Consider the following 18,938-nt stretch of genomic DNA (forward strand, 5'->3'; position numbering starts at 1 on the left):
GCTTAATCCAGACCCAGAACACCGCGTAATTGCGACAAGTCTTCCGCCAGCGTCGTGATTGGCCCTTTCAGCGCATTGCGATCGGCGTCGGTCAGTTTGTCATAGGTTTCAAAACCGTCTTTGGTACGGTACTTGCTCAGAATGGTATCGACTTTTTTGAAGTTCGCATCCACCTTCGCCAACAGCTCAGCATTGGATTTTTGTAACTGAGGGCGCAGGAGATCGACGATTTTCTGCGCGCCATCGATATTGGCCTGGAAATCCCACAGATCGGTATGGCTGTAGCGATCCTCTTCTCCGCTGATTTTGCTGGCAGCGACTTCTTCAATCAGTCCTGCGGCCCCGCCAACCACTTTTGACGGTGGGAAGGCCAGCTCGCTAATACGCGTTTGCAGGTCAAGAACATCGCTGTTTAATTGGTCGGCATACTTGTCCATGCCTTTGGTGGTGTTGTCGCCGAACAACGCTTTCTCCAGACGGTGGAAGCCGGTGAATTTAGGATCGGCGGCTTTTTGCTCATAATCATCTTCACGTGCATCGATGCTGCCGTCGAGATCGGAGAACAGTTCAGCAATCGGTTCAATACGCTCATAATGCTGACGGGTTGGCGCATACAGCGATTTCGCTTTTTCCAGATCGCCGGCTTTAATCGCATCGGTGAATGCTTTGGTGCCCGCAACCAGTTGTGCAGTTTCGGCTGTCACATAGGCTTTGTATTCGGTAATTGCGCCACTTAGGCTCAGCAGAGCATCGCCCTGCGCGGCATCCGCCGTTGCGCTACCTTTTACAATTAGTTTACCTTTCGGGTTGGTCAACAGACCGCAGGTCATATCATATTCACCAGGCTGCAGGTTAGCTGTCATTTTCTGGCTAAAGCCCGGCGCAATGTTTTCACGTTCTTCAACCACCATAACCCCTTTAAGGATCTCCCACTCCAGCGCTTTCTGGCTGTGGTTCTGGATGATGAACTGCGTTTTCCCAGCGTTAACCGTGATCGTCATCGGCTCACACTGTTTGTCGTTAACCGTGACTTTCACCTGCGGGATATCGGCGGCTTGTGCAGAAAAAGCGGAGGCAAACAGCGCGGCAATACCCAACTGCAGCGCACTACGGCGAAAATTAAACGTCATAACCTATCCCTATAAATAAGTATGTTGTAACTAAGGAGTATTCTGCATCGCGTTTTTATCAGGGTGCGGTACGCGATGCCGTAGTGCCTGAACGCGGCGGCAGTGCAAACATAATCAATGCCGGAATCAGGTAGATAAACCAAATGGCGACTTCACTGACGCTCGGCGCTTCCTGATAGCCGAAAATACCTTCCATCAATGTGCCAAACAGCGAATGCGTTGAAAGCACGCTGCTCATGTCAAACGCCACATCCTGAAAATGATTCCATAACCCGGCTTCGTGGAACGCGCGGATGGCCCCAGCGGCAAGACCAGCGGCCACCAGCAAAATGAACAGGCTGGTCCATTTGAAGAATGCCCCGAGGTTGAGGCGAATGCCGCCGAGGTAAATCAGGTAACCCAGTACCACTGCGGTGGCCAGCCCCAGCATCGCACCTAACGGTGGCCAAATGCCTACATCCTGCTGGAATGCCGCCAGCAGGAAGAACACCGATTCCAGGCCTTCACGGGCAACGGCAAAAAAGACCATCATTACCAGCGCCCAGCCGTGATGATTGCCGCGTTGCAACGCGTTATCGACAGCCTGTTCAAGCTGGACTTTGACGTTGCGCGAAACTTTACGCATCCAGAACACCATCCAGGTGAGGATCACCACGGCAATGACCGCCACGATACCTTCAAACAGCTCCTGTTCCTTTTGCGGAAATTCACCGGTGGTTTCATTGATGAAAACGCCTAACGCCAGGCATAACGCCGCCGCCAGCAGAACACCAATCCACATCACACCAATCCATCGACCACGCTGAGTCCGTTTCAGGTAGCTGGCAATCAGGCTGACTATCAGCGCGGCCTCTAACCCTTCGCGCAACATAATAAGAAATGGAACAAACATGCGAAGAACCCTTAAACGTTATTCTCAGTCAATTGATGAAAAGAAAAGTAAATTACAGTGATAGTGATTATCATTACAGCACAGAAAAACTCAAGCAGAATGTTTTGAGAATGATGACTTAATGTAAACAGTTAGGCGGGTAACGATTAGGGCGGTTTTGCAGCGGGGACAAATAAAAAAGCCCGCACGCGGCGGGCTTAAGGAGCGAGGCGGATTACTCTGCCTGTAAACGTGATGGCGGAGCTGTGTGATAATGCGCATCAGCCTCGGCAAAACGTTGCTGCATAGCGGCTGAAGGCGCTTTACCCAACAGGCTGAAGACCACAATACCGATGCTGCCGAAAATAAAGCCCGGGATGATTTCATACAGACCCAACCAGGCAAACTGCTTCCAGACGATTACCGTCACCGCACCGATGAGCATCCCGGCCAGCGCGCCGTTACGCGTCATACGCGACCACATTACGGAGAACAGAACCACCGGACCAAACGCCGCGCCAAAGCCGGCCCAGGCGTAGCTTACCAGACCAAGCACACGGTTCTCCGGGTTCGCCGCCAGCGCGATAGACACCAGCGCCACAACCAGCACCATGATGCGACCAATCCATACCAGCTCTTTCTGGCTGGCATTTTTACGCAGGAACGCTTTATACAAGTCTTCGGTAATTGCGCTGGAGCACACCAGCAGTTGGCAGCTCAGAGTCGACATCACCGCAGCGAGGATCGCTGACAGCAGAATACCGGCAATCCACGGGTTGAACAGGATTTGCGCCAGTTCAATAAACACGCGTTCGGCGTTCTGGTTAACAGCACCGGCAAGCTGTGGGTTGTTGTTAAAGTAAGCGATACCAAAGAAGCCAACGGCAACTGCACCTGCCAGACACAGGATCATCCAGGTCATACTGATGCGGCGAGCATGAACAATGCTATGGTGAGAATCAGCCGCCATAAAGCGCGCCAGAATATGCGGCTGCCCGAAGTAGCCCAGACCCCAGCCCATCAGGGAAATAATGGCAACAAAATTCAGCCCTTTGAACATGTCCACGTTCTCAATGCTCTTTTGTTTAATCACTTCCAGCGAATCGTCAAACCCACCCACGCCAATGACTACCATCACCGGCGTCAGGATCAGGGCGAAGATCATCAGGCTGGCCTGGACGGTATCGGTCCAGCTTACCGCCAGGAAACCACCGATAAAGGTATAAATAATCGTCGCGGCCGCCCCTGCCCACAGCGCTGTTTCGTAACTCATGCCAAAGGTGCTTTCAAACAGACGCGCCCCTGCCACAATACCGGAAGCACAGTAGATGGTGAAAAACAGCAGAATAACCAGCGCGGAGATAATACGCAGAATACGGCTTTTATCTTCAAAGCGACCGGTAAAGTAATCCGGTAACGTCAGCGCATTGTTATTGTATTCGGTATGCACGCGTAAACGTCCGGCCACCAGTTTCCAGTTGATCCACGCACCCAAAATAAGGCCAATAGCGATCCAGCTTTCTGAAATCCCCGACAGGAAAATCGCGCCAGGCAGGCCCATCAGCAACCAGCCGCTCATGTCAGATGCCCCGGCGGATAACGCGGTCACGAATGGACCCAGACTGCGTCCACCCAGAATGTAATCGTCAAAGTTTTTGGTTGAACGCCATGCAATAAACCCTATCAATATCATGCCGAAAATATAGACACAGAATGTCACTAACATCGGTGTGCTAATAGCCATCAAAACTCTCCAAAATTATGTATCAGCAATGCCGTGGCTTGCCGTTTTATTACCCTGCCGGAACGTGGCAAAGATATCTATGTTTACCAGGGCGACCGTATCCTGCCGGAAGCGATGGTCATTCACAATCGATTTAACACACCATTTACATCAAATTTAATCCAGAGTAGATAGCATTTTTCTGTAGGTTGCACTCTCTCACACTTTTTTCGGTTGCACCTTTTAAAAGTGTTAACTACCGCAGAGAAAAAGATTCGGCAACTTTTATAGCCCCCGTCAAAACACTCACATTTATTAACATTTCATTCATTTCCAAGCTTGCAAACCAAGTCACATTTAACACGGTTGCACAAAGTTGCAACATAGTGGATATTTCTCGGTAACTATCAGACCCGTATTTCAGTACAACAGGAGTAAACGGCATGGGAACCACCACGATGGGGGTTAAGCTGGATGACGCCACTCGCGAGCGTATTAAAACAGCAGCATCACGAATCGATCGCACGCCACATTGGCTGATCAAACAAGCCATTTTTAATTATCTCGAAAGACTGGAAAATGACGACGCGCTTCCTGAACTACCGGCCCTGCTGGCGGGTGCTGCGAATGAGGGCGATGAGTCGACCACGCTGCAAAATGAAGCGCATCAGCCTTTCCTGGAATTTGCTGAACAGATCCTGCCGCAGTCAGTTTCCCGCGCGGCAATCACCGCTGCTTACCGCCGCGCCGAAACTGACGCCGTACCTATGCTGATGGAGCAGGCTCGTCTGCCGCAGCCCATCGCCGAGCAGGCGCATAAGCTGGCATACGATCTGGCAGACAAACTGCGTAACCAGAAGACCGCCAGCGGTCGCGCCGGGATGGTACAAGGTTTATTGCAGGAATTCTCCCTTTCTTCACAGGAAGGCGTCGCGCTGATGTGTCTGGCCGAAGCCTTGCTGCGTATTCCAGATAAAGCGACCCGCGATGCGTTAATCCGCGACAAGATCAGCAACGGTAACTGGCAGTCGCACATTGGCCGCAGCCCGTCTCTGTTCGTCAACGCGGCGACCTGGGGGCTGTTGTTTACCGGTCGTCTGGTTTCAACGCATAACGAAGCCAGCCTCTCACGCTCACTCAACCGTATTATCGGCAAGAGCGGTGAGCCGCTAGTGCGTAAAGGCGTCGACATGGCCATGCGCTTGATGGGCGAGCAGTTTGTCACCGGGGAGACCATCGCTGAAGCGCTGGCTAACGCGCGTAAACTGGAAGAAAAAGGCTTCCGTTACTCCTATGACATGCTGGGCGAAGCGGCCCTGACCGCCGCCGATGCACAGGCTTATATGGTTTCATACCAGCAGGCGATCCACGCCATTGGTAAAGCCTCTAACGGGCGCGGTATCTACGAAGGGCCAGGTATTTCTATCAAGCTGTCGGCACTGCATCCGCGTTACAGCCGTGCGCAGTACGATCGCGTGATGGATGAACTCTATCCTCGTCTGAAATCGCTTACTCTGCTGGCACGTCAGTACGACATCGGCATTAATATCGACGCCGAAGAGGCTGACCGACTGGAGATCTCCCTCGATCTGCTGGAAAAACTGTGCTTTGAACCCGAACTGGCAGGCTGGAACGGGATCGGTTTTGTTATCCAGGCCTACCAGAAGCGCTGCCCGTATGTTATCGACTACCTGATTGACCTCGCCACGCGCAGCCGCCGCCGCCTGATGATCCGTCTGGTTAAGGGCGCCTACTGGGATAGCGAAATTAAACGTGCCCAGATGGACGGTCTGGAAGGTTATCCGGTCTACACCCGTAAGGTGTACACCGACGTTTCCTACCTGGCCTGTGCGAAAAAGCTGCTTGCCGTACCGAATCTGATCTACCCGCAGTTCGCCACCCACAACGCCCATACGCTGGCGGCGATTTATCAGTTAGCCGGTCAAAACTACTATCCGGGTCAGTACGAGTTCCAGTGCCTGCACGGCATGGGCGAACCGCTGTATGAGCAGGTCACCGGCAAAGTTGCGGATGGCAAACTGAATCGTCCATGCCGCATTTATGCACCGGTCGGCACGCACGAAACGCTGCTGGCTTACCTGGTGCGTCGTCTGCTGGAAAACGGCGCCAACACCTCGTTCGTCAACCGCATTGCCGACACGACCCTGCCGCTGGATGAACTGGTTGCCGATCCGGTCGAGGCTGTTGAAAAACTGGCGCAGCAAGAAGGTCAGGCCGGTCTGCCGCATCCGAAGATTGCCCTGCCGCGTGACCTGTACGGTAAAGGCCGCGAAAACTCAGGCGGGCTGGATTTAGCTAACGAACATCGTCTGGCCTCGCTGTCCTCTGCCCTGCTCAACAGCGCGCTACAAAAATGGCACGCTAAACCCATTCTGGAGCACCCGGTTGCTGACGGAGAAATGACGCCAGTCGTTAACCCGGCCGAGCCGAAAGACATTGTCGGTTACGTGCGTGAGGCGACTCACGCTGAAGTGGAACAGGCGTTACAGAACGCAGCGAATAACGCGCCGATCTGGTTCGCCACACCGCCACAAGAGCGCGCCGCCATTTTGCATCGTGCCGCCGTTCTGATGGAAGGTCAGATGCAGCAGTTGATTGGCATCCTGGTACGCGAAGCGGGTAAAACCTTCAGCAACGCCATTGCGGAAGTGCGCGAAGCGGTAGACTTCCTGCATTATTATGCCGGTCAGGTTCGCGATGATTTCGATAATGAAACCCATCGACCGTTAGGACCCGTGGTTTGTATCAGCCCATGGAACTTCCCGCTGGCCATTTTCACCGGGCAGATTGCCGCCGCGCTGGCGGCGGGTAACAGCGTGCTGGCGAAACCGGCGGAACAAACCCCGTTAATTGCCGCCCAGGGCATCGCTATTTTGCTCGAAGCGGGTGTACCGCCGGGCGTGGTGCAACTGTTGCCTGGTCAGGGTGAAACCGTCGGGGCTCAGCTCACTTCCGATGAGCGCGTACGCGGCGTCATGTTTACCGGCTCAACGGAAGTCGCCACGCTGTTGCAACGCAATATTGCCACCCGCCTTGATGCTCAGGGGCGTCCAATCCCGCTTATCGCCGAAACCGGTGGGATGAACGCAATGATTGTCGACTCCTCCGCGTTGACGGAACAAGTCGTGGTCGACGTTCTGGCTTCAGCGTTTGACAGCGCCGGACAGCGCTGCTCCGCGCTGCGCGTCCTGTGTCTGCAGGACGATGTAGCCGACCATACGCTGAAAATGCTGCGCGGCGCGATGGCGGAATGTCGCATGGGTAATCCAGGTCGCCTGACCACCGATATTGGGCCGGTAATTGATGAAGAAGCCAAAACCAATATTGAACGCCATATTCAGGCCATGCGCGCCAAAGGACGCCCGGTGTTTCAGGCCGTGCGCGAAAACAGCGACGATGCGCGTGAATGGCAAACCGGTACATTTATTGCTCCGACGCTGATCGAGCTGGAAAGCTTCGACGAATTACAAAAAGAGGTGTTTGGTCCGGTACTGCACGTCGTGCGCTACACCCGTAACAATCTGGGCAACCTGATTGAGCAAATTAATGCCTCCGGCTACGGCCTGACGCTGGGCGTACACACCCGTATCGATGAAACCATCGCCCAGGTCACAGGATCGGCACACGTGGGGAACCTGTACGTTAACCGCAATATGGTCGGCGCCGTCGTCGGCGTGCAGCCATTCGGTGGCGAAGGCTTGTCTGGTACCGGGCCAAAAGCAGGTGGACCGCTGTATCTGTATCGCCTGCTGGCTAACCGCCCGGAAAATGCGTTAGGCATTACGCTTGCCCGCCAGGATGCCGACTACCCGGTCGATGCGCAGCTTAAAGCTGCACTCGTTCAGCCGCTGGAAGCGCTCAGCGAATGGGCAACCGATCGACCCTCGCTGCATGCGCTCTGTCAGCAGTTTGGCGAACTGGCGCAGGCCGGTACCCAGCGTCTGCTGCCAGGACCCACTGGCGAGCGCAATACCTGGACGCTGTTGCCGCGTGAACGCGTACTGTGTATCGCCGATGATGAACAGGACGCGCTGGTACAGGTTGCCGCCGTGGCTTCCGTTGGTAGCTTAATCCTGTGGCCAGATGATGCGTTCCATCGTGAACTGGCAAAACGTCTGCCAGCCGCCGTCTCCGGGCGCATTCAGTTTGCCAAAGCGGACAACATCACTACGCAGCCGTTTGATGCCGTTATTTTCCACGGCGATTCCGACCAACTGCGTTCACTGTGCGAAGCGGTAGCTGCCCGCGAAGGGGCGATTGTATCAGTCCAGGGCTTTGCCCGTGGCGAAAGCAATATTCTGCTGGAGAGGCTGTACATTGAACGCTCCCTGAGCGTCAATACCGCCGCTGCCGGGGGGAACGCCAGCCTGATGACAATCGGCTAAGGTTGTGGTTAATTAAGGCTCCGGTTAGGGGGTAATGCCTGTCAATTAAGCATTACGGCGAACATGTGATTTCGGCTCAGGGTTCCGTTCACCTCAGTGGTATCACTTTTCTGAGGCTCAGACACCCGTGAACGTGCAAGAGAGGCTCACCGCCGCCTCCCTTGCATCCCTGGCTCCCGGCGGGAAAATCGTCGCTGCGCGATTCATTCGTCTTATGCCGTCTGCCTGTCGGGTCGGGGCCGGGCCTGCGTCCCTGCAGGCCGCCCCCTCTGCCCGCATCCCTGCGGGCAGACCCGGTCAGCCGTCAACGCCTCATCGATTTTCAGCCGGACCGGGGTCATCGCTGCAACGCACTGACTTCCAGTTAACTCTGTTTTGCTGTTCAGATAAAAAACGCAGGGGGTCAGGTGTGGGCTGGTCCGGCTGAAAATTGCCGACGTGTTTCCGTAAGGCCGGGAGAACCCGCAGGGATGCGGGTTCAGGGCGCGTTTTACAGGGAAGTTTCCTCGCGCCCGGCCCGGTAGCCTGGAGGAATAAACGGAGGGGACCACGAAGTGGCAATTTTCCCGCCGGGAGCCGGGATTGTTAAGGGTACGGCGATAGTACCCTTAACACGTTCACAGAGAGGATCGTTTCAGAGAAGTGACAAACATAAGGTGAACGTAGCAATATACCGGAGGCAACAGATTCATTACCTCCGTATGTGCCACTCATCCTCGTTAACTGACAAGCATGACTCCGGTAACGGGGCCTTTTTTTATGGAGCCAGAGGGAAGCATGAAACGAATCGTACTGACATGTGCAGCGCTGCTGTTGAGCGGCCAGGCGCTGGCGGATGACTGCGCCAACGCGAACACTCAGATTGAGATGAACACCTGTGCGGCAGAGCAGTTTAAGGCGGCCGACACCAAACTTAATGACACTTATCAGAATGCGCTTAAGCGCGCCGCCCCAACCCAGCGCGATTTACTGAAAAAAGCGCAAATCTCATGGATAACCCTGCGCGATGCGGACTGCGCGTTAATCAGTTCCGGCACCGAAGGCGGTAGCGTCCAGGCGATGATTTCCAGCCAGTGTCTGACGGATAAAACCAACGAGCGTGAAGCGTTTCTCGCCTCACTCTTACAGTGCGAAGAGGGCGATTTAAGCTGTCCGTTACCGCCAGCCAGTTAACGCACGCGGATCCCTTCAATAATCATCCGCTGCACGCTCTCCACCGTTTGGTTAAAAAAGGCTTCATCACGCAGCGTTGCGCCCGTTACCGCCTCTACCTGTGGGGCAAAGTCGGCGTAGTGCTGGGTTGAAGCCCAAATCATAAAAATCAGATGATGCGGATCGACCGGAGCCAGTTTCCCACTTTTGATCCAACCGGCAATCAGCGCCGATTTCTCATCAATTAGCGTTTTGAGATCGCCCGTTAATTCAGCCATCAATAAAGGCGCACCTGCCAGCATCTCCATACAAAACAGTCGTGAAGCCTGAGGGTAATCGCGCGACACTTCCAGCTTAAGGCGAATGTATTCTTTAATGGCCACTAGCGGCGCAAAGTCTTCGCGAAAGGCCTTCAACGGAGCCAGCCAGACGTCGAGGATTTGCCGCAAAACGGCAATATAGAGCACCTCTTTTGACGGGTAGTAATAAAGCAGATTCGTTTTTGACACACCCGCCTGCTCAGCGACCTGTTCGAGACGCGTGCCGTGGATCCCATATTGGGAGAAGATATTTAATGCCGCGGTTAATATGGCCTGGCGTTTTGCACTGACGGCCTGCGAGCGCTTACCTGTTTTTTTCTCTGCGCGTTGGACCATGCGCCCTCTCCTTCTTGTGAGGGCGTCAGCATACCAAATCACGCGGTGAATGGTTAAATTAAAGCGACTCCGGCGGCGCCTCTTGCACTCCCCCTTTTTTCTTTTTGAACTTCAGTTCGCTGACCAGCACGCCAACAATAATGAATGCTGCGCCGAGCAAAGCCAGTAGCGGTAAGCGTTCCCCCGCAAGGCGACCAAAGATCCCCGCCCACACCGGCTCACCGGTATAAATGACCGTGGCGCGCGTCGGCGAAACGCTGCGCTGTGCCCAGTTCATGGTGACCTGAATAATCGCACTGAAAATCCCCAATCCCAGCGCCACCACCAGCAATCCCGTAGACATCGGTGGTACGGTCTCTCCGGCCGGTCCCATCGCAATAAACGCCACTATCGAAGCGGTTGCCAGTTGTACCACCGTTACCCGCCGCACATCCACTTTTCCCGCCCACGCGCTAATCAGGATAATTTCTGCCGCAATCGCCACCGCGCCGGCGAGTGTGATCCACTCGCCTTCGCCTAAAGCCAGCAAATTGCCTCCCGGTCCGGCGAGAAAAATCAACCCGATAAAGGCCAGCACAATGCCGACACACGGCATCAGGCCGGGCATACGCCCCTGACACAGCCATTGTAAAAGCGGTACCAACGGCACATACATCGCGGTAATAAACGCCGATTTACTGCTGGGAATAAACTGTAGCCCCCAGGTTTGCAGACTATAGCCCAACGCAATTGCGATACCGATCGCAACGCCTGCTTTGACTTCCAGCCACGTCAGTTTATGCAATGAGCGTAGTGACAAAAGCGCGACCGCCAGCGCAGCGGTGGCAAAACGCACGCCGACAAAGAAAAAAGGTCCGCTCAGGGTAACGGCATATTGCACGGCCAAAAACGTGCCACCCCAGAACATAGTGATCACAATGAGGATCGCTTCCTGAGGTTTAACAGAGAAGGAATAACGAGAAAGTAATGACATGAGACACCCAATTAACTGAATGTCGTTAGTCTGCGTTGCGTTTTGTTACAGTTCAACCTTGCAGACAAAAAAAACCGCCGGAAGAAACCGGCGGCGGTGGGTGGCTACGTAACGTCTGACTCTGATCCTCAGCCGTCACGGCATATCTGACAGCTAGCCCGGCAATTACGATTTGTTGTTGCCGTGGCTATTTTTGCCCCCTTTTTTGCCTGCCTCTGAAGCGCGTTGCGGGTCATTCTTAAAGTTGCCCCCGCTGTGCTGGCCACCTTTTCGACCTGCTTCTGATGCTCTTTCGCGATCTTCCGCAAAGTTGCCGGAACCGCCTCGATGGTTTGCCATTACTGACCTCCGTCATTGATTAGACATCATATTGCATAGGTACTGAGGAGTGATACCTCACGCAGCGTTACGGGCGATACCCTGAAAATAACTGCGTGGGATTAAGCATAGTGAAGCGTGGCCTGAGCAGCCGCTAACTGTAATATCCTGCAACAGGATTGGCGGTGATAGAGAAATAATCACAGCGAGAAATCAATAAGTCTTTCTTATGACTACCAAATTCCACCCGGTTAAATATGTATCATTTTGCAACAAGAGAAGTTGTTATAAAAATTGTTATAAATCAAAGAAGTGATTGTGAAATTTGCACTCCTGACAGTACGTCATATCTTTAAAGGTAGGTAGCGAGTCGCTACGGACACGGTTAACTCGAGGAGTAGTGTAAAATGGCAAAAGTTCTGGTGCTTTATTATTCCATGTACGGACACATTGAAACTATGGCCCATGCAGTCGCAGAAGGCGCAAATAAGGTTGATGGCGCGGAAGTGATTATTAAGCGCGTACCAGAGACCATGCAGCCGGAGATTTTCCTCAAAGCTGGCGGCAAAACACAAAACGCACCAGTCGCAACCCCGCAAGAACTGGCAGATTACGATGCCATTATTTTTGGTACCCCCACACGCTTTGGCAATATGTCCGGTCAGATGCGCACCTTCCTCGACCAGACTGGCGGGCTGTGGGCTTCAGGCGGCCTGTACGGCAAACTCGCCAGCGTATTCAGCTCGACAGGAACCGGCGGTGGTCAGGAACAAACCATTACATCAACCTGGACTACGCTTGCTCACCATGGGATGGTGATTGTGCCTATCGGTTACGCGGCGCAAGAGCTGTTTGATGTTTCTCAAGTTCGCGGCGGTACCCCTTACGGCGCAACCACCATCGCCGGAGGCGACGGCTCTCGCCAGCCAAGTCAGGAAGAATTATCTATCGCCCGCTATCAGGGTGAATATGTCGCAGGTCTGGCAGTAAAACTCAACGGCTAATCTTCAACAGGAGGATTCGAATGCCAACTCAAGAAGCTAAAGCCCATCGCGTCGGCGAATGGGCAAGTCTGCGCAATACATCGCCGGAAATAGCCGAAGCCATTTTTGAAGTCGCGCATTATGACGAGAAACTGGCGGAAAAAATTTGGGAAGAAGGTAGCGACGAGGTGCTCATCAAAGCCTTTAAGAAAACAGACAAAGATTCGCTCTTTTGGGGTGAACAGACTATCGAACGCAAAAACGTCTAGCGCTCAGACTCCCCCGCGAACACGGGGGAGTTTTTCTTTTACTTAGCCGCCTCATTCAACACGCTGTCGAACTTATCTATCGGGCAAAAGCCATCCGCATCTGTCGGACACCCTTTCAGCTCCAGCGTTACACGCTGCGCCGGGGATTTCAGGGTCAGAACGTCAGCATTACGCAACTGCTGCGAGCTCTGATACACGTACTCGATTTTCATCAGATCACGATTCGCGTTGCTGTCATGCCAGCGCTGGAAGACAATCTTCCCGCCAATCGGCGTACGCTCGTTCTGATCATGAAGCTGGTACGGTTTGAAATCCAGCGCGGTGAGCAGCGATGCGATGTTTGAGTCATGCCCCACCAGCACGGTTATTTTTGGCGCTTTTACGCGTTCAGTAACCAGCGCATTATCAATATACTTCACCAGCGGTTTGGCGACATTCTGCGCCACTTCCGGGGAGGTGAACAGGCTGTCCTGATAGCCATTTTTCAGCTTCGACAGAACCTTCCACTGTTGATCGGATTTAATCTCGCCCCAGGCGACCTTGTCCATCGGGAAGCCTTCGTAATATTGCAGAGTGAAGGCATCAACCAGCGAATTCCCGACCTTCAGCGGCCCCGAAACCCCAGGCTCCTGCTGGTATTTCGCGCTAAACGTATCTTTGGCATCGGTCAGGGAACACTGCTGTTTTTCTTTGCAGGATGGAGAGTCTTTGTAGTCGGTCATTTGCTCAAGCAACTGATAGCTGTCGTTGAGCTGCATTTGGCTACGCTCTTTCTCCATTGCCTGAACCGCCTGCTGGCTGAAGGCGGCGGAATCATCGGTGATCACCGGGTTAAAGGTGGGATCCATGGTGCCCATTTTTTCCTGATGATGGACCGGGACGTCGCAACCCGGGAAAGCACCGGTGACAAAGAACTGCGCCGTCGCGACCGTACGCTGCAGGCTGTTAGCATAGGTATAGACCGTACCCGGCGCCGGACATTCGCCCGATTTCACCATCCCCTGCTCTGCCAGCCAGTCTCGCATATAGTGGCCCATATAGATTTCCAGCACGCCGCCTTTGGTGGTGAGTTGTCCGCCGGGGACATCCCATTCTGGCCATTGTTTGGGGGTGGACTGCTCAAGAACACTGCCATTATTGGCTAAAGGTGCGCGTAAGTTATGCCGACTCATCATCAATACTTGCTGAAGCTGATAGCCTTCCGGCGCGGTCTGCGCCTGCGCGGCGGTTGACATTAATACAGCCCCTGCCACGGCTGCGGCGATTAACGATTTATTCATCCCTACGACCTCTTGTTGTTATCAATCACAACAGAGTGTGACAGAAATATGACATATTTCCCGGAACGCTTTCGCAAAACGCACCATCTATGGTGTCGTTTTAATACCGAACTCGGTTTCTAATTTGCGAATGCCAAGCGGGGTGAAGGTGACGCGGCGACCACTCAGCTCCGTTTTTATCCATCGTTTTTCAATCAACCAGCGTAGCAGCGATGCGCCAAGAACGCCGCCGGGATGGTAACGTCGTTCACTCCAGTCCAGACAACCGCAGGTTAATTTCCGCCGCGATGCGCTCGCAGCAAGGACAATCCCCATTTGTGCCAGTTTTTCCTGCCCAAGAGAGGTCAGCGTTTCACCATCCGGCGTTAACCACTGACGGGAAACCAGCGTATCGAACAGCCTCACCGCCACCTCGCCAGCGAGATGATCGTAGCAGGTTCGGGCATGTCGTAAGCCTGGCGGCGTCGTGATTTTTCGTGGCGTAGATGTAGCCCACGCCACGCCCATCAGGCGCTCCAGCAGTTCAGCGATATCAGAGCCTGCAAGGCGAAAATAACGATGCCTGCCCTGCGCGAGCGCCACAACAAAACGTTGTTCGCACAGACGCGCCAGATGCGCACTGGCGGTTGACGCTGACACATCCGCCACTGCGCTGAGCTCGGTCGCGGTCCAGGCGCGGCCATCCATCAGGGCGCACAACATTCGCGAGCGCGATTTATCGGCCATCGCCGCCGCGGTGAGCGCCATTCGCGACTCCAGAGCGCCCTCTTCCTCACTTAACATCACTGATGCCATAGCGACCTCTTTGACCCTGAATGTCTGAATTAACGATGCCATGAATGCGTTCTAAAGTCACCGCACAGGTCACACCGCACGCAGCATCATCTCGATACCCAACCCGACCAAACAAAACAGAAAACAGCGTTTAAACACGAGCGGAGAAATAACCCGTCGTACACGGGTTCCTAACCACTGACCAATCAGCGCAGGAACAATGGCCAAAGCCGATAAGCTCAACGACTGTACGGGCAGCGCGTTGTGCCACCACAGACCAAGCGCCAAAGCCAATGTCGAAAACGTAAAAGAGATCCCGAGCGCCTGAACCAGCTCATCTTTCTCAAAACCCAATGACTGGATCCAGGGCACTGCGGGCATCACAAATACACCGGTTCCGCCAGTCAATAAGCCAGTAACAAATCCTATGACGAGGGAGTACGGTTTTTCATGCTGCGGAGCCACTGCGATTTTCTTTCCGGCCAGCGTCCAGATAGCGTAAGCCACCAGCGCCACGCCGAGCGCAAACTGGGTACGGGTGGTATCGCCGCCGGTAATCCAGGCGCTGGCAAGCAGTGTCGCCACCACCACCGTCAATAACATCGGCCACAGTCGTTTGACTAATTGACGCGTATTTCCGCCACCGCCAAACTGAAACAGATTGCTAATCAGCGAAGGCAACAGCAGCATGGCCGCCGCCGCAACCGGCGAAATAAGCGATCCGAGGATCCCCATAGCCACGGTGGGCAATCCCATACCAGTGACGCCTTTTACCATCCCGGCGAGGACAAACGTGGCGGCAATCATCATCACCAGAGCGGGCCCAAACGCTAACGAACTCGTCATGTTGCACTTTCCTGAAAAAGAGAAGATGACCCATTCTGGACGTTAATCGCGGTGCTCGCTTCGCCAGACAACGAAATATGTCTTCCCGCTTACGGGTAATAATATAAAAAATGCCGGGTTTCCCCGGCACATTATCAGAACGTTTTTGCCCACCACAGCCGCAGCTTCATGCCCCAGTAGCTGGTCCAGCCGCTGGTTGTTGACACCACCCGACCTTGTGACACTACCACCAGCGTGGGCGTGACGCTAATCGCCCAACTGCGGGAGATTGCCCCGTTCGCATCATTGATGACCGGAAAGTCCACGCCTTTACGCGACAGCCAACGAGACACCTCAGCTTCACTGCCGGAGCGTAACGTAATGGTCATCACGTTTGCCCCTTCCGAACGCAGCCTGGCGACTTCCGGCGTTGTGAAGCGGCAAACGCCGCACCAGCTCGCCCAGAAATAAAGCAGCACCGGCTCGTCTTTGCTGAGCGCCGCCAGCGTGACGGTTTCACCATCCAGCGTTTGCAAAGGCGTGCTGTCAAAAGAGCCAGGGAGCTGCGGCGCGCGCCAGACATCCATCAGCAGCATCGCCCCTGCCAACAGCGCCAGTAAGATCAGCCCTTCGCGCAGCCAGCGGCGCAGTTTACTGAGCATTGGCCGCCGCCAGCTTTTCTTTGACCACTTCCTCAAGGGTTTCCCACGGCACCGCACCGGGAATAAGCTCATCACCAATAATCGTTGCGGGGGTGCCCTGCACGCCCACCAGTCGCGCCAATTGCAGGTTAGTGCTTAGCGTTTCAGCACTTTGGGCATCCAACGTCACCGGACTGGCTCCCGATTTTTCCTGCGCCTGTTTGATACTGACATCGGTATGGTAACCCTTTTTCTGCATCAGTTTTTCATGTAGCGCCAGAAACTGCTGCGGATGCTCAAGCCAGGTAGTCAGCACGGTCCGCGCCGCCAGTTCCGAACTTTCCCCTTTAAACGGCAGCGGTTTAATCACTACCGCCACGTCAGGATATTTCTGCACAATTTTTTCCAGCATGGGATCCAGTTGCTTGCAGTACGGGCAGTTGTAATCGGTGAAGTTTATCAGGGTCAGTTTCGCCTGCTTAGCGCCAATCCGCGGGCTGTTGGGATCGTTAAACAGAGCCTCCTGGATTAATGCTTCAATTTGCTTTTCCTGTTCCGGGGTAAACGGTGCAGGCTCTTTCGCTACGCTGACGGCAGAAAACAGGGTTAACAGCAGAACAATCATTATTTTCATGGGGTTACTCCTTTGGCATCGGTCAACGTTTGCAATACCGCATCGCGGGTCAACAACGTTGGTAACGCCTGGCCTTCCGGCAGACCGGGGCCATAAATTTGGTTATACGGCACAGCAACCTGGCCGCGTTTTTTCAGAAATTCGGTGATGGCTTCAGAAGGGAGCGTCCAGTCGCCGCGCAGCGCCACTACATCCGGCTGTTGCAACGCGGCCTGTACGTCATCTTTATGCAACACGTTGTATTTGTTGACCTTACAAGTGATGCACCAGTCGGCAGTGACGTCAATGAACACTCGCTTATGTTGCGCCAGCGCATCCTCAATCGCCTGCTCGCTAAGCGGTTGCCAGTTCACGCTTTCTTTAGCGCTAGCGTGTCCGGCCAGCCCTAAATGTGGGAGCAGCAACGTCGCAAGCCAGATAGCCGAACCCAGCATCATGACACCGAGAAGACGCCGCAAAATATTCATCCAGCGTCCCGGACGCGGCAAACGCAGCGCCAGACCGGGACGCAGAGCCACCAGCAGCCACGGCAAGCTCATCCCCAGACCAAGTGCGATAAACAGTCCCCACAACGTTGGCAGCGAAGCGGTCAATGCCACCGCTACCGCTGTTCCCAGAAACGGGGCGCTGCACGGCGTGGCGAGCAGGGTCGCAAATGCGCCTTGCCAGAAATGTCCCGACAAGCCGTTGCCACCGTGAGTCGCCAGCGTGGTGGTCATCGCCGAAGGCAGGCGGAATTCAAACCACCCGAACAGGCTGGCGCTGAATGTCAGCATCACCACGACCATGACGCCAATGAACCACGGGTTCTGAAACTGGATCCCCCAACCCAGCGCCTGATTGGTTAAACGTAGCACCGTCATCAATAGCGCCAGGGCCATAAAGGAGACCAGGATCCCGGCTACCGATGCGAGGAACTGACGGCGGATCTGGCGACGGCTTTTTTCCTCAACCAGCAAAATAGAGCCCAGTTTCATGCCGAGAACCGGTAACACACAGGGCATCAGGTTGAGGATCAAACCGCCCAGCAGCGCCATTAGCACCACCTGCCACAATGGGAGTGAGGCGTTCTCAATAACCGGGGCTTCGCCAATCGCAAGACGACTTTCCTGGGCAACACCGTTATCTGCCAGCACCAGCGTGACCGACTTACCGCGTAAATCCGGCGCGCCTTCCCCCCAACCGTCATGAACGGGTACCGTGGCGCGTAACGTCTCACCTGCGACGTGAATTTGCGGCATGCCAAAATCAGCATCATCAACGGCGTCCAGATACAGCCCAGGCGCAGTCCAGCCTCCCGCGCGGTGAGCCTCGACGACCAGCTCGCCGGCCCGTGCGCCAGCGCGCAAAGTATCGGTCAGGCCGCTGGCAAGCGGGATCTGCCCCATTGCCTGCGCATAGTCATGCGCAAAAGTCGGGTCCTGGGTCGTGGAGGTCACGGAAAAAGGAAAATCCGTCAACAGGCAAACGTTGCTACAGGTGGATAGCGTCAAAACACCGCTAAGCGTGGCGGGCGATCTGCCGCGCACAACCATCGGGAACGTCACATTATCGTGATAGCCCTGGGTCGTGATATTAGCGACCTCAAAGCGTGCAGGGGTTGGCCAGAACCAGTCGACCGCAGGTATTTCCCCTTGCCAGGAGATAGATGGCGCGACGCCTCCCTCGCCCGGCGAACGCCAGTAGGTTTTCCAGCCGTCCTCCAGTTTAACATCCAGCAACAGACGAGTTTCGCCGCCTGAGGACGTATCAGCGCGTAACCGCACGCTGGCGTGATCGTTATCGGGTGAACGCAGCCAGCCGGGTTCAGCCGCCCAGGATACGGGCAGCCATAGCAATAACAGACAGAGCAGCGCCTGCCTGAAAACAGTCATCATATATTTTCTCCGTGAATAATTATCTAACAGTCAGCAACGGCTGTTCTGTCATTCACGGAAGACGCAAAATCGCAGATGTACCCTTAGCGTGGGCGGCGAGATGGCTCGCGGTGGGAAAAAAGGCAGACGAAACGCCCGCACTGGCGCCAGCAGCGACAGTAGCAGACACAGCACCAGAATAGCGCCTTCGAACAGTACCGGGGGCGCCGCCAGTAATGACTTCGCACTCAGTTCACAAGGGGTAACGGACGAGGCCTCATCGGTCTGCGCTTGTGCGCTTACGACCACGCTTGTGGCAACGGTGTCCATCTGCAACGCGTGCAGGCCCGCCATGCGTTGTGCGGTACAAACCATCACCACAACACATGCCAGACAGAGGAACCACCATCCCATCCGTTGACGTTTCGCCATTATACCCTCACTGAT

17 protein-coding genes are annotated in these 18,938 nt (G+C 54.7%); 4 read left to right on the forward strand and 13 right to left on the reverse strand.

Annotated features, from left to right (window positions below; genetic code table 11):
• Positions 1-2: 2 nt before the first annotated feature.
• The 3 genes from efeO to putP all read right to left on the reverse strand — a co-directional run bounded on the left by efeO (position 3) and on the right by putP (position 3,745).
• A complete protein-coding gene (gene efeO, locus HV350_RS15365; protein WP_016152589.1) occupies positions 3-1,130 on the reverse strand; it encodes an iron uptake system protein EfeO in 1,128 nt (375 codons plus the stop codon).
• A gap of 58 nt (positions 1,131-1,188) precedes the next feature.
• Positions 1,189-2,022, reverse strand: coding sequence for an iron uptake transporter permease EfeU (gene efeU, locus HV350_RS15370; RefSeq protein WP_019076441.1), 834 nt, complete (start codon positions 2,020-2,022; stop codon positions 1,189-1,191).
• Positions 2,023-2,236: 214 nt separating this feature from the next.
• Complete coding sequence (gene putP / locus HV350_RS15375; RefSeq protein WP_016152586.1) at positions 2,237-3,745, reverse strand: sodium/proline symporter PutP; 1,509 nt, start codon at positions 3,743-3,745, stop codon at positions 2,237-2,239.
• A 422-nt stretch (positions 3,746-4,167) separates the two neighbouring features.
• On the opposite strand from putP, the gene putA reads away from it, so the two are divergent.
• Together putA and HV350_RS15385 are read left to right on the forward strand one after the other, a co-directional pair.
• A complete protein-coding gene (putA, locus tag HV350_RS15380; RefSeq protein WP_019076440.1) occupies positions 4,168-8,130 on the forward strand; it encodes a trifunctional transcriptional regulator/proline dehydrogenase/L-glutamate gamma-semialdehyde dehydrogenase in 3,963 nt (1,320 codons plus the stop codon).
• 777 nt (positions 8,131-8,907) lie between these two features.
• On the forward strand, positions 8,908-9,303 hold the full coding sequence (locus tag HV350_RS15385) for a lysozyme inhibitor LprI family protein (protein WP_016152584.1): 396 nt from the start codon (positions 8,908-8,910) through the stop codon (positions 9,301-9,303).
• On the opposite strand, the gene rutR is transcribed toward HV350_RS15385, so the two are convergent.
• The 3 genes from rutR to HV350_RS15400 form a co-directional block, all read right to left on the reverse strand.
• Entirely contained in the window at positions 9,300-9,938 is a 639-nt protein-coding gene (rutR, locus tag HV350_RS15390; protein WP_016152583.1) for an HTH-type transcriptional regulator RutR, read from the reverse strand. The genes HV350_RS15385 and rutR overlap by 4 nt on opposite strands.
• A 58-nt stretch (positions 9,939-9,996) precedes the next feature.
• Positions 9,997-10,911 carry a DMT family transporter gene (locus HV350_RS15395; protein WP_181628841.1) on the reverse strand — a complete coding sequence of 305 codons (915 nt, stop codon included), beginning with the start codon at positions 10,909-10,911 and terminating at the stop codon, positions 9,997-9,999.
• Between the two features lie 165 nt (positions 10,912-11,076).
• Entirely contained in the window at positions 11,077-11,250 is a 174-nt protein-coding gene (locus HV350_RS15400; protein ID WP_003036022.1) for a general stress protein, read from the reverse strand.
• A 386-nt stretch (positions 11,251-11,636) separates the two neighbouring features.
• Between HV350_RS15400 and wrbA the strand changes: the two genes are divergently transcribed.
• Entirely contained in the window at positions 11,637-12,233 is a 597-nt protein-coding gene (wrbA, locus tag HV350_RS15405; protein WP_003832057.1) for an NAD(P)H:quinone oxidoreductase, read from the forward strand.
• A 20-nt stretch (positions 12,234-12,253) separates the two neighbouring features.
• Positions 12,254-12,481: a YccJ family protein gene (locus HV350_RS15410; protein WP_016152581.1), complete on the forward strand. Its 228-nt coding sequence runs from the start codon at positions 12,254-12,256 to the stop codon at positions 12,479-12,481.
• A gap of 38 nt (positions 12,482-12,519) precedes the next feature.
• Here HV350_RS15410 and agp read toward each other — a convergent pair whose 3' ends face one another.
• The 7 genes from agp to HV350_RS15445 all read right to left on the reverse strand — a co-directional run bounded on the left by agp (position 12,520) and on the right by HV350_RS15445 (position 18,923).
• Positions 12,520-13,761 (reverse strand): bifunctional glucose-1-phosphatase/inositol phosphatase, encoded by a 1,242-nt coding sequence (agp, locus tag HV350_RS15415; RefSeq protein ID WP_181628842.1) that lies wholly within the window; start codon positions 13,759-13,761, stop codon positions 12,520-12,522.
• A gap of 87 nt (positions 13,762-13,848) precedes the next feature.
• Complete coding sequence (locus HV350_RS15420) at positions 13,849-14,556, reverse strand: winged helix-turn-helix domain-containing protein (RefSeq protein ID WP_016152579.1); 708 nt, start codon at positions 14,554-14,556, stop codon at positions 13,849-13,851.
• A 69-nt stretch (positions 14,557-14,625) separates the two neighbouring features.
• Positions 14,626-15,381: a sulfite exporter TauE/SafE family protein gene (locus tag HV350_RS15425; protein ID WP_016156161.1), complete on the reverse strand. Its 756-nt coding sequence runs from the start codon at positions 15,379-15,381 to the stop codon at positions 14,626-14,628.
• A 134-nt stretch (positions 15,382-15,515) separates the two neighbouring features.
• Positions 15,516-16,022, reverse strand: a complete 507-nt coding sequence (locus HV350_RS15430) for a protein disulfide oxidoreductase (protein WP_181628844.1) — start codon at positions 16,020-16,022, stop codon at positions 15,516-15,518.
• Complete coding sequence (locus HV350_RS15435) at positions 16,012-16,635, reverse strand: DsbA family protein (RefSeq protein ID WP_046274457.1); 624 nt, start codon at positions 16,633-16,635, stop codon at positions 16,012-16,014. The genes HV350_RS15430 and HV350_RS15435 overlap by 11 nt, the downstream gene beginning before the upstream one ends.
• Positions 16,632-18,512 carry a protein-disulfide reductase DsbD domain-containing protein gene (locus tag HV350_RS15440; protein WP_181628846.1) on the reverse strand — a complete coding sequence of 627 codons (1,881 nt, stop codon included), beginning with the start codon at positions 18,510-18,512 and terminating at the stop codon, positions 16,632-16,634. Before HV350_RS15440 ends, HV350_RS15435 begins: the two co-directional genes overlap by 4 nt.
• 48 nt (positions 18,513-18,560) lie before the next feature.
• The gene (locus HV350_RS15445; RefSeq protein WP_016152574.1) at positions 18,561-18,923 is read right to left on the reverse strand and encodes a hypothetical protein; all 363 of its coding nucleotides are present in this window, start codon (positions 18,921-18,923) and stop codon (positions 18,561-18,563) included.
• Between the last annotated feature and the right edge of the window lie 15 nt (positions 18,924-18,938).

It is taken from the genome of Citrobacter sp. RHBSTW-01013 (assembly GCF_013781985.1).
Classification (GTDB): Bacteria; Pseudomonadota; Gammaproteobacteria; order Enterobacterales; family Enterobacteriaceae; genus Citrobacter; species Citrobacter braakii.

Excerpts from the sequence above, each read along its gene's own strand:
- efeO (WP_016152589.1), bottom strand. The coding sequence starts at position 1,130 with ATGACGTTTAATTTTCGCCGTAGTGCGCTGCAGTTGGGTATTGCCGCG.
- efeU (WP_019076441.1), bottom strand. The coding sequence starts at position 2,022 with ATGTTTGTTCCATTTCTTATTATGTTGCGCGAAGGGTTAGAGGCCGCG.
- putP (WP_016152586.1), bottom strand. The coding sequence starts at position 3,745 with ATGGCTATTAGCACACCGATGTTAGTGACATTCTGTGTCTATATTTTC.
- putA (WP_019076440.1), top strand. The coding sequence starts at position 4,168 with ATGGGAACCACCACGATGGGGGTTAAGCTGGATGACGCCACTCGCGAG.
- HV350_RS15385 (WP_016152584.1), top strand. The coding sequence starts at position 8,908 with ATGAAACGAATCGTACTGACATGTGCAGCGCTGCTGTTGAGCGGCCAG.
- rutR (WP_016152583.1), bottom strand. The coding sequence starts at position 9,938 with ATGGTCCAACGCGCAGAGAAAAAAACAGGTAAGCGCTCGCAGGCCGTC.
- HV350_RS15395 (WP_181628841.1), bottom strand. The coding sequence starts at position 10,911 with ATGTCATTACTTTCTCGTTATTCCTTCTCTGTTAAACCTCAGGAAGCG.
- HV350_RS15400 (WP_003036022.1), bottom strand. The coding sequence starts at position 11,250 with ATGGCAAACCATCGAGGCGGTTCCGGCAACTTTGCGGAAGATCGCGAA.
- wrbA (WP_003832057.1), top strand. The coding sequence starts at position 11,637 with ATGGCAAAAGTTCTGGTGCTTTATTATTCCATGTACGGACACATTGAA.
- HV350_RS15410 (WP_016152581.1), top strand. The coding sequence starts at position 12,254 with ATGCCAACTCAAGAAGCTAAAGCCCATCGCGTCGGCGAATGGGCAAGT.
- agp (WP_181628842.1), bottom strand. The coding sequence starts at position 13,761 with ATGAATAAATCGTTAATCGCCGCAGCCGTGGCAGGGGCTGTATTAATG.
- HV350_RS15420 (WP_016152579.1), bottom strand. The coding sequence starts at position 14,556 with ATGGCATCAGTGATGTTAAGTGAGGAAGAGGGCGCTCTGGAGTCGCGA.
- HV350_RS15425 (WP_016156161.1), bottom strand. The coding sequence starts at position 15,381 with ATGACGAGTTCGTTAGCGTTTGGGCCCGCTCTGGTGATGATGATTGCC.
- HV350_RS15430 (WP_181628844.1), bottom strand. The coding sequence starts at position 16,022 with ATGCTCAGTAAACTGCGCCGCTGGCTGCGCGAAGGGCTGATCTTACTG.
- HV350_RS15435 (WP_046274457.1), bottom strand. The coding sequence starts at position 16,635 with ATGAAAATAATGATTGTTCTGCTGTTAACCCTGTTTTCTGCCGTCAGC.
- HV350_RS15440 (WP_181628846.1), bottom strand. The coding sequence starts at position 18,512 with ATGATGACTGTTTTCAGGCAGGCGCTGCTCTGTCTGTTATTGCTATGG.
- HV350_RS15445 (WP_016152574.1), bottom strand. The coding sequence starts at position 18,923 with ATGGCGAAACGTCAACGGATGGGATGGTGGTTCCTCTGTCTGGCATGT.